Consider the following 7,646-nt stretch of genomic DNA (forward strand, 5'->3'; position numbering starts at 1 on the left):
AAAAGATGCTCGGCAAACTCCCGAAGATAGCAACAGTAGACAGAGGATACCGAGGCATTAGTAAAATTGAAGATACCCAAATACTAGTACCAAAAGCCCCAGCCAAGAACCAAAGCCGTTACATGACTAATAAATTAAGAAAGGCACATCGCAAAAGAGCAGCCATTGAACCAATAATAGGTCATGTGAAACACGAGCACCGAATGGATCGAAACTTCTACAAGGGCATAGTGGGCGACAACATCAATATTATGCTTGCGGCAGCTGGCTTTAACTTCAAAAGGATGATGAACATATGGAAATCATCTCTTTGGCTCTATTTACAAAAGATGTATCAAAGCTGTTTCAGCTGTTATCAAAATTTTTTACCATTAAAAGGGATATATTATGGGGTTTTTAAGGGCTGACTAAATATAACTTTGCAAGTTCAAGAAAATGAATATATAAAAGTGTTTTTGTTAAGAAAGAAATTTTGTAATGTCAATTTCAATAGAAACGGTTAGGGTCGGAAAGAACTATTATTTGATAAATTATGGTGAAGTTCATGAGTTTAGAGTAACCAAAGCCACAGGTTATAAAGATTTTGTTTGTAAAGACCTGACCACCTTAGAAGAATTTAATCTTAGTGAACTAACAGCCTACGGTAAAGGGAAAGATTTTGAATTTTATGGAATCGATGACTAAATTCCTTCATCCAATTGAAATACTTTTCTAATTATTTTTTCTGCTTTTTGATTCATTAGCATCAGTAGATAGTCGTCCACTTTGATAATAAAATTTTCTGACGGATTTTTATAAAGTACTCTTTCCCCATTCTCAATTCTTACTAGTCCTAGAAGAATGACATTTTCATTTTTCTTTAAATCATATAAAGCTTTATCATATTGCTGTCCGTTATAAGGATTCGATTCAATAACTTTAAATTGTTTCATATCATAATCTGAATCTGTAACTGGATAGGCAAGAATTTCTTCTGAAAATAAAGCTACATCTGGTTCAAACATATAACTTGCTAACAAGCGGCTGGCAATTTCATTTCTTGAAATAGCGTGTGTAACTCCAGCACTTATGAATGTTTCTTTTAAGTTGGAATTTTCAAGTGTCACAGTGTAGTTTAATCCTCCAAATACTTTTTTAAGATTGAGAATGTAAACTAACTTTTCTGTATCGTCTTCTAAATTTATGAAAACAGTATTTGATTGCCTTATGTTGACTTTTTCTAGCAATTCAAAATTTTCATAATCACTATATAATACAAAAAGATTTTTGTCCTGATAGAGTTCCTTTAATAGGTCAATATTTTCTCTATTTCGGGTAACAATTGCTACTTTTCTGCCTGCTTTAATTAGCTGGTCAATTACGGTTTTGCCAAAATGAGTCCAACCAATCACTACTATATGATCTTTAAAATCTGTTCCGTACATACCTATTTTTTTATTTTCCTTTATATTTGCAACGATTGATGAAACTTGCCCTATCAGTAACCCATAAACTCCCAGACTTAAAAAAATCATAATGTAACCAATGGCTCTCCCACCTGTGGAGGTGGGAACAAGGTCTCCATAGCCTACAGTAGTTAGGGTTACAATTGAATACCAAAAAGCGTCTGATAAATTATCAATTTTCCCTTCTTCCGAAAGGAGCTCAAACTCTAATAAATTAAAAACGAGAAAAAGGAAGACTCCAATGAAGGCTAATAAATAATAAATAAGTCTTTTATAGCTTCTGAAATTCATCTCAAAGTTTAATTCCAATTATAAGGATATCATCAGTTTGAGGATTGCTACCACGCCAATTAATGAATTGCTCCTCTAACTTATCTTTTTGCTCACTCACAGGATTTGCCCCAATTTTCTTAAGCAAATTACGAAAATTATTTTTCATAAATTTTTTATTATCAGGTCCGCCAAACTGGTCTTGAAATCCATCTGAACTTAGATAAATCATATTTCCAGAGTCATATTCAATTTCTTTTTTTGAAAACACCTTATTGATTTGCTGTGTACTGCCTACGCTATTTCGGTCTGGAGAAATTTGTTCTATTTCACCATCTTTATATATGTAAAGAGGTATTTTTGTACCTGTAAAAGAAATCTTATTTTTTTTCTGATCGATGATGATTAGTGCGATATCCAAGCCATCTGTATTTGCATTTTCAATATTCTGTTGATGTAGATTTTGTTGAATTTTTTGGTCTAGTAGAGAAACTATCAGATCAGGAGAAGTAATTTCTCTTTCAATCACAATTTGATTAAGCAGAGAGTTTGCAAGTATCGTCATAAAAGCGCCTGGCACACCATGCCCTGTACAATCTACTAATGCAAAGGCTATTTTATCACTAATTTGGGCAAACCAATAGAAGTCGCCACTTACAATATCTTTAGGTCTAAAGTAAATAAAAGACTGGGGCAAGATCTCTTTTATCGTTTGAATTTGAGGAAGAAGAGAGTCTTGTATTTCTTTAGCGTAAATTATGCTATCTGTAATTTGTCTGTTTTTTTCAGCTACAGCATTTCCTTTAGCAGTAAGTTCTTCTTTTTGGGCTTCGATTTCTTCCTTTTGTTCTTTAATGGCTTTGTTTTGCTCATTAAGTCTCTGGTTGGCTTGATTTTTTAATTTATTTCTATTGTTAAGAATGAGTAATAAAATAGTTAATAGAAATAATCCAACCCCAAGCGCAACTATAAAAAAACTTCTGTTTTCTGCTTTCAAAGCCTGAATTGCATTGTTTTTTCTTAATAGATCAATTTCTTTTTCTTTCTTCTCAATATTATAAAGTGCTTCGATTTCAGCAATAGCTTTAATATTTTCCTCCTTATACTTTCTTTCTGATTCAAGCATAAAGAGTTTCATATATATTAAAGCATTATTGTTATCACCCATTTTATCATATAGTTTCGACAGCTTTTGATATGTATCCTTCAAAATCCCAGTGGAGTTTATTTTTTGCGCTATTGTTGAGCTGTTTTTTAGTTCTTGTATCGCATACTGGAAGTTTGATTTTTTAATGAATATTTCACCTATTTCAATTCCAATACGGGCTTGGAGTTCAGGCATTTTTTGTTCCTGCGCAAGCGCTTTGGCTTTTTCAAAACTTTCCATAGCTTGGTCAATTTCTCCTTTAGAATGATATACTTTTCCAATGTCGAAAAATGAGTATGCTAAACCTGTTTTGTCTTGACTAGTGGAGTCAATTTTCATAGCACTTTGAAAACTTTCTAAAGCTTGGGAAATATTACCAGTTGCTAAATAATAATTTCCAATATTACTGTGGGTTGTTGCAATATTATAGGGTTCACCATTTTTTTTCGCTAATGCTAAGGCATTGTAGAGATATTCCTTTGCTTTTTCAAAGGTTCCTAATTCCTGATAAATTAGACCAATGGTATTTAATGTGATTTCTTTTCCTTGGTCAATTTTCAGTTCTTCTTTGATTTGTAGAGATTGAACACAATTTTGTATCGCTAAATTATAGCGTTCCATATAAGTATATAGATCACAAATAAGTGCAAGTAAATTTGATTGTTGAACTTTATCAGTAGCTTGATAAGCGAGGTCTAATCCAGATTGGGCAAAATTAAGTGCAGTTTTGTATCGGTCTTTGAAAAAGTATATATTAGCTAAAGAGGAGGAAGATTTTAATGCTCCTTTTAAATCCTCTTTGTTTTTAAATATTTCGTAAGCTGTGAGAAAATATTTTTCAGTTTTGGCGAAATCATCTACTAAATAATAATAATCACCCAAATAATATTGTCCCCATGCATAAGTGATACTAGTAGTGTCATCACTAGATAAGGTAAGCAATTCTTCCGCGTACAATCTCATTGCATTAGGATTTGAATTCCTATATGCACCACATAATTCAATGATGGTTTCCGTCTTTTCGGATTTATTTAAATCCATGTTTAGCCTATTTTCCAAGCTATCAATATTTTGTGCTAGAGAAAATGTGCTTATTAAGGTGAATATGAAAAGATACTGTAGAGTCTTCATTGAAGCCCCAATATAATATTAATTATTTTTATTTGTATAAAAAGAGTAAAAATCAAAAGTGAAAATGAAAAATAGCTCCTGCTAAAATTCAGGAGCTATTTGATGAACTATTTGGCTCCAGACTTAATTTCATCCACTATTTCAGGATTTAATAAAGTAGAAGTATCTCCTAAATTACTGGTGTCTCCTTCTGCTATTTTCCTTAAAATTCTTCTCATAATTTTACCAGAGCGGGTTTTAGGTAATCCTGAAACCACTTGAATTTTATCAGGTTTGGCAATAGCGCCAATGATATTACGAACTGTTTCGCTTATTTCATTAATTAAGTTTTCCTCCGTTCTGTTTTCCATGTCGCAAATTACATAAGCATAAATACCCTGCCCTTTTACTTTATGCGGATAACCCACTACCGCAGATTCAATCACTTTAGGATGCTCATTTATGGCATTTTCTACTTCTGCAGTCCCCATTCTATGTCCAGAAACATTGATGACATCATCTACTCTCCCTAAAATTCTGTAATAGCCATCCTCATCTCTTTTCACGCCATCTCCGGTGAAATACATTCCTTTATAGGTAGCGAAATAGGTGTTTTTGCAACGCTCATGATCACCATAAGTAGTTCTTAGCATTCCTGGCCATGGGAATTTAATGCATAGATTTCCTTGAACTGAATTTCCCTTTAGCTCATTCCCATCAGGATCCACAATTACTGGCTGAACACCTGGAAGTGGGAGAGTAGCGTAAGAAGGTTTCGTAGGGGTAATTCCAGCAAGCGGAGAAATCATTATTCCACCCGTTTCAGTTTGCCACCATGTATCCACAACTGGGCATTTTCCTTTCCCTACATGGGAATGATACCAGTGCCAGGCCTCCTCATTAATAGGTTCACCTACGCTTCCTATTACTTTCAAAGAACTCAAATCTCTACTTTCCACTGGATCAGTTCCGTGAGCTTGTAAAGCACGAATTGCGGTAGGAGCAGTGTAGAACTGATTTACCTTATATTTATCAACTACATCCCAAAAGCGACCCGCATCAGGATAAGTAGGCACTCCTTCAAACATAAGCGTGGTGGCTCCGGCTAAAAGCGGGCCATAAATTATATAAGAATGACCTGTAATCCAGCCAACATCAGCGGTGCACCAATACACATCTCCCTGATCATATTGAAATACATTTTCGAAGGAATATTTAGTGTAAACCATATAACCACCGCATGTATGTACCACACCTTTTGGCTTTCCTGTGGAACCAGAAGTGTATAAAATGAATAGCATATCCTCAGCATCCATGGTTTCTGCCGGGCATTCAGTAGATTGACCTTTAATGGCATCTTCCCACCAAATGTCTCTGCCGGATTTCATTTCAACATCTTCTCCAGTTCTTTTAAATACAATAACATTTTCAATGGTTGTTGTTTTTTCTAATGCTTCATCTACCAAAGATTTAACTGGAATTGATTTTGCACCTCTGAAATTTCCATCTGAGGTTAAGACCATTTTAGCCTGACAATCATTAATTCTATCAGCCAAAGCATTAGATGAAAAGCCAGCGAAAACCACGGAATGAACCGCTCCAATCCTTGCGCAAGCCAACATCGCTATTGCAGCTTCTGGCACCATAGGCATATAAATGATAACTCTATCGCCTTTTTTCACTCCCTTTGCCTTCATGGCATTGGAAAACTGATTTACTTTTTCATAAAGCTGACGATAACTTATGATTTGATTTTCATCTCCTGGTTCATTGGGTTCCCAAATGATGGCAGGTTTATCACCCAGTGTGAAGAGGTTTTTTTCTAGAATATTTTCGGTTATGTTTAATTGAGCACCTTTAAACCATTCAATTTTCGGTTCTTCAAAATTCCATTCCACTGTTTTGTCCCATCTTTTTTTCCAATGAAATGAATCGGCAATTCTCGACCAAAACTGCTCCGGTTGATGCACACTTCTTTGGTATTCGTGTATGTACCCACTGAGGGTATGAATTCTGTCACTCATAATATATCAATTAGCTATGTCTCAAATTTATTTTGAACTTAATTTAGTAAGATTTAAGCTAAAATGAAATGGTAGTGGTGGTTTCGGTGGATTGTTGATTTAAATAATGTTTTTATTTCATTATTTTCGTGAATGAGCCAGAATAGATTTTCGGGAGCAATTTATTTTATATTTGGATTTTTATTCCTAGTAACAGGAATTGCAATGTTAGTGTATGATATTTCAAAAGTAGGTCAACATTATTTGACCCAACAACAAACTGCAGTTGGAGGTTATTTTGTGATTTTCATTGGTTTTTTGAGTTTGGCTATTGGATATTTTTCCCTATCACCATTCAATAAAGTAAGAGAGTTTATTGAAGGTACCAGAAGGAAAAGAAATTAAAGTGTCTGTGATTAAATGTTTTAGTTATTTTTTATAGATGAAACTGTTAAAGATATTTTTTTTAATAAATGTCATAATTATATTTTTTCTTTCTTGTGACTCAGCAGAAAGGAGTGAATGTATTAATGATAACTTAGATTCTACATATTTATTTTTTGAATCAGGATTCTTTAATGATAATGTCAAGATAATATATGAAGATGAAATTATTTTTGATGATAAAGTCAGTACCATCAAATCTATTGATTTGGCAATGGAATTTAAGATTGTTAAAAATATTTCCTCGGAATTCGTTTATATGTTAATGATAAACTAGTAGGTTCATATTGTTTAAAGAAATTTCTTGAGATAGATAAGAGGAAAATTGGAATAGATTTGAAGAGTGTAGATAAACCTAAAAAATATCAATAATAGATTACTATGTTTATGACTTTTTTTTAGGAATTTAGACAAATTGCTCAAACTTGGATACTTTACAAAACACAAACTATAATAATGGATTGCCAGCTTAATATGTAAACCTGAACCAAATAATCCTTAAAAATTGTTAATTTGGTTAAAAATGAAGTGATATGGATACATTAGAAATAAGGAAGAAAATTCATGAATATGTAGATCAAGCTGATGATAGATTTTTGACATTAATCACTGGCATGATAGAAGCTGACAAAAGTAATGATTGGTGGGATGACCTGCATCCAAATCTGAAAGCATCTTTAGATCGGGCTCTAGAACAATCAGAAAGAGGTGAAGGACGTCCCCATATCGATGTCATTAGTGAATTCAAATCAAAGTACCTAAAGTGAATTACACGGTCAAATGGTTGCCTGAGGCTGAATTGACCTACACTTTAGTATTGGATTATCTGGATAAAAATTGGACTTCAAAAGAAATTTCAAAGTTTATTACCCGAACTAATGAAGTGATAAATTTTATAAGTAAGAATCCAAAACAATACTTCTATTCTAACAAGAAAAATGTATATCGAGCTGTTGTCACAACACATGTGAGCTTGTATTATAAAATTCAACCTACAAAAGTTGAGCTTTTAATATTTTGGGATACTCGTCAGGATCCAGGTAAGCTAAAATTGTAGATTTTACCACTTGCTGGTTCGAGCATCCTTGTGGCTGTTGCACAACTCAAATGTAGTGTAATTTAGACTTAGTATATATATATATATACTATATAAACATCTGACTATCAGTTGTATAAGTCTATTTTATTTGCTATATTTTGCCATGCAAGGAAGAAAGAATTATCAAG

7 protein-coding genes and 1 pseudogene are annotated in these 7,646 nt (G+C 33.3%); 5 read left to right on the forward strand and 3 right to left on the reverse strand.

What is annotated here, in order from left to right:
- Positions 1-149 precede the first annotated feature (149 nt).
- Positions 150-290, forward strand: a pseudogene (locus tag VFM92_RS16955) (transposase); the annotation flags it as partial.
- A 187-nt stretch (positions 291-477) separates the two neighbouring features.
- On the forward strand, positions 478-684 hold the full coding sequence (locus tag VFM92_RS15140) for a hypothetical protein (RefSeq protein ID WP_325123069.1): 207 nt from the start codon (positions 478-480) through the stop codon (positions 682-684).
- Here VFM92_RS15140 and VFM92_RS15145 read toward each other — a convergent pair.
- From VFM92_RS15145 to acs, 3 genes are all read right to left on the reverse strand, one after another.
- Entirely contained in the window at positions 681-1,736 is a 1,056-nt protein-coding gene (locus VFM92_RS15145) for a potassium channel family protein (protein ID WP_325123070.1), read from the reverse strand. The two genes, VFM92_RS15140 and VFM92_RS15145, sit on opposite strands and share 4 nt — an antisense overlap.
- A gap of 1 nt (position 1,737) precedes the next feature.
- A complete protein-coding gene (locus tag VFM92_RS15150) occupies positions 1,738-3,903 on the reverse strand; it encodes a tetratricopeptide repeat protein (RefSeq protein WP_325123071.1) in 2,166 nt (721 codons plus the stop codon).
- 197 nt (positions 3,904-4,100) lie between these two features.
- Positions 4,101-5,996: an acetate--CoA ligase gene (gene acs / locus VFM92_RS15155; RefSeq protein WP_325123072.1), complete on the reverse strand. Its 1,896-nt coding sequence runs from the start codon at positions 5,994-5,996 to the stop codon at positions 4,101-4,103.
- A 132-nt stretch (positions 5,997-6,128) separates the two neighbouring features.
- On the opposite strand from acs, the gene VFM92_RS15160 reads away from it, so the two are divergent.
- From VFM92_RS15160 to VFM92_RS15170, 3 genes are all read left to right on the forward strand, one after another.
- Positions 6,129-6,380: a hypothetical protein gene (locus VFM92_RS15160; RefSeq protein WP_325123073.1), complete on the forward strand. Its 252-nt coding sequence runs from the start codon at positions 6,129-6,131 to the stop codon at positions 6,378-6,380.
- 572 nt (positions 6,381-6,952) lie between these two features.
- Positions 6,953-7,186, forward strand: coding sequence for a hypothetical protein (locus VFM92_RS15165; protein WP_325123074.1), 234 nt, complete (start codon positions 6,953-6,955; stop codon positions 7,184-7,186).
- Complete coding sequence (locus VFM92_RS15170) at positions 7,183-7,476, forward strand: hypothetical protein (protein WP_325123075.1); 294 nt, start codon at positions 7,183-7,185, stop codon at positions 7,474-7,476. Before VFM92_RS15165 ends, VFM92_RS15170 begins: the two co-directional genes overlap by 4 nt.
- The last annotated feature ends 170 nt before the right edge of the window (positions 7,477-7,646 follow it).

Origin of the sequence: Marivirga sp., from assembly GCF_035704835.1 — a bacterium.
Taxonomy (GTDB): domain Bacteria; phylum Bacteroidota; class Bacteroidia; order Cytophagales; family Cyclobacteriaceae; genus Marivirga.

What these genes read in the sequence shown, in the direction of transcription:
- VFM92_RS15165 (WP_325123074.1), top strand. Translation starts at nt 6,953, where the DNA reads ATGGATACATTAGAAATAAGGAAGAAAATTCATGAATATGTAGATCAA.
- VFM92_RS15140 (WP_325123069.1), top strand. Translation starts at nt 478, where the DNA reads ATGTCAATTTCAATAGAAACGGTTAGGGTCGGAAAGAACTATTATTTG.
- VFM92_RS15150 (WP_325123071.1), bottom strand. Translation starts at nt 3,903, where the DNA reads ATGGATTTAAATAAATCCGAAAAGACGGAAACCATCATTGAATTATGT.
- acs (WP_325123072.1), bottom strand. Translation starts at nt 5,996, where the DNA reads ATGAGTGACAGAATTCATACCCTCAGTGGGTACATACACGAATACCAA.
- VFM92_RS15145 (WP_325123070.1), bottom strand. Translation starts at nt 1,736, where the DNA reads ATGAATTTCAGAAGCTATAAAAGACTTATTTATTATTTATTAGCCTTC.
- VFM92_RS15160 (WP_325123073.1), top strand. Translation starts at nt 6,129, where the DNA reads ATGAGCCAGAATAGATTTTCGGGAGCAATTTATTTTATATTTGGATTT.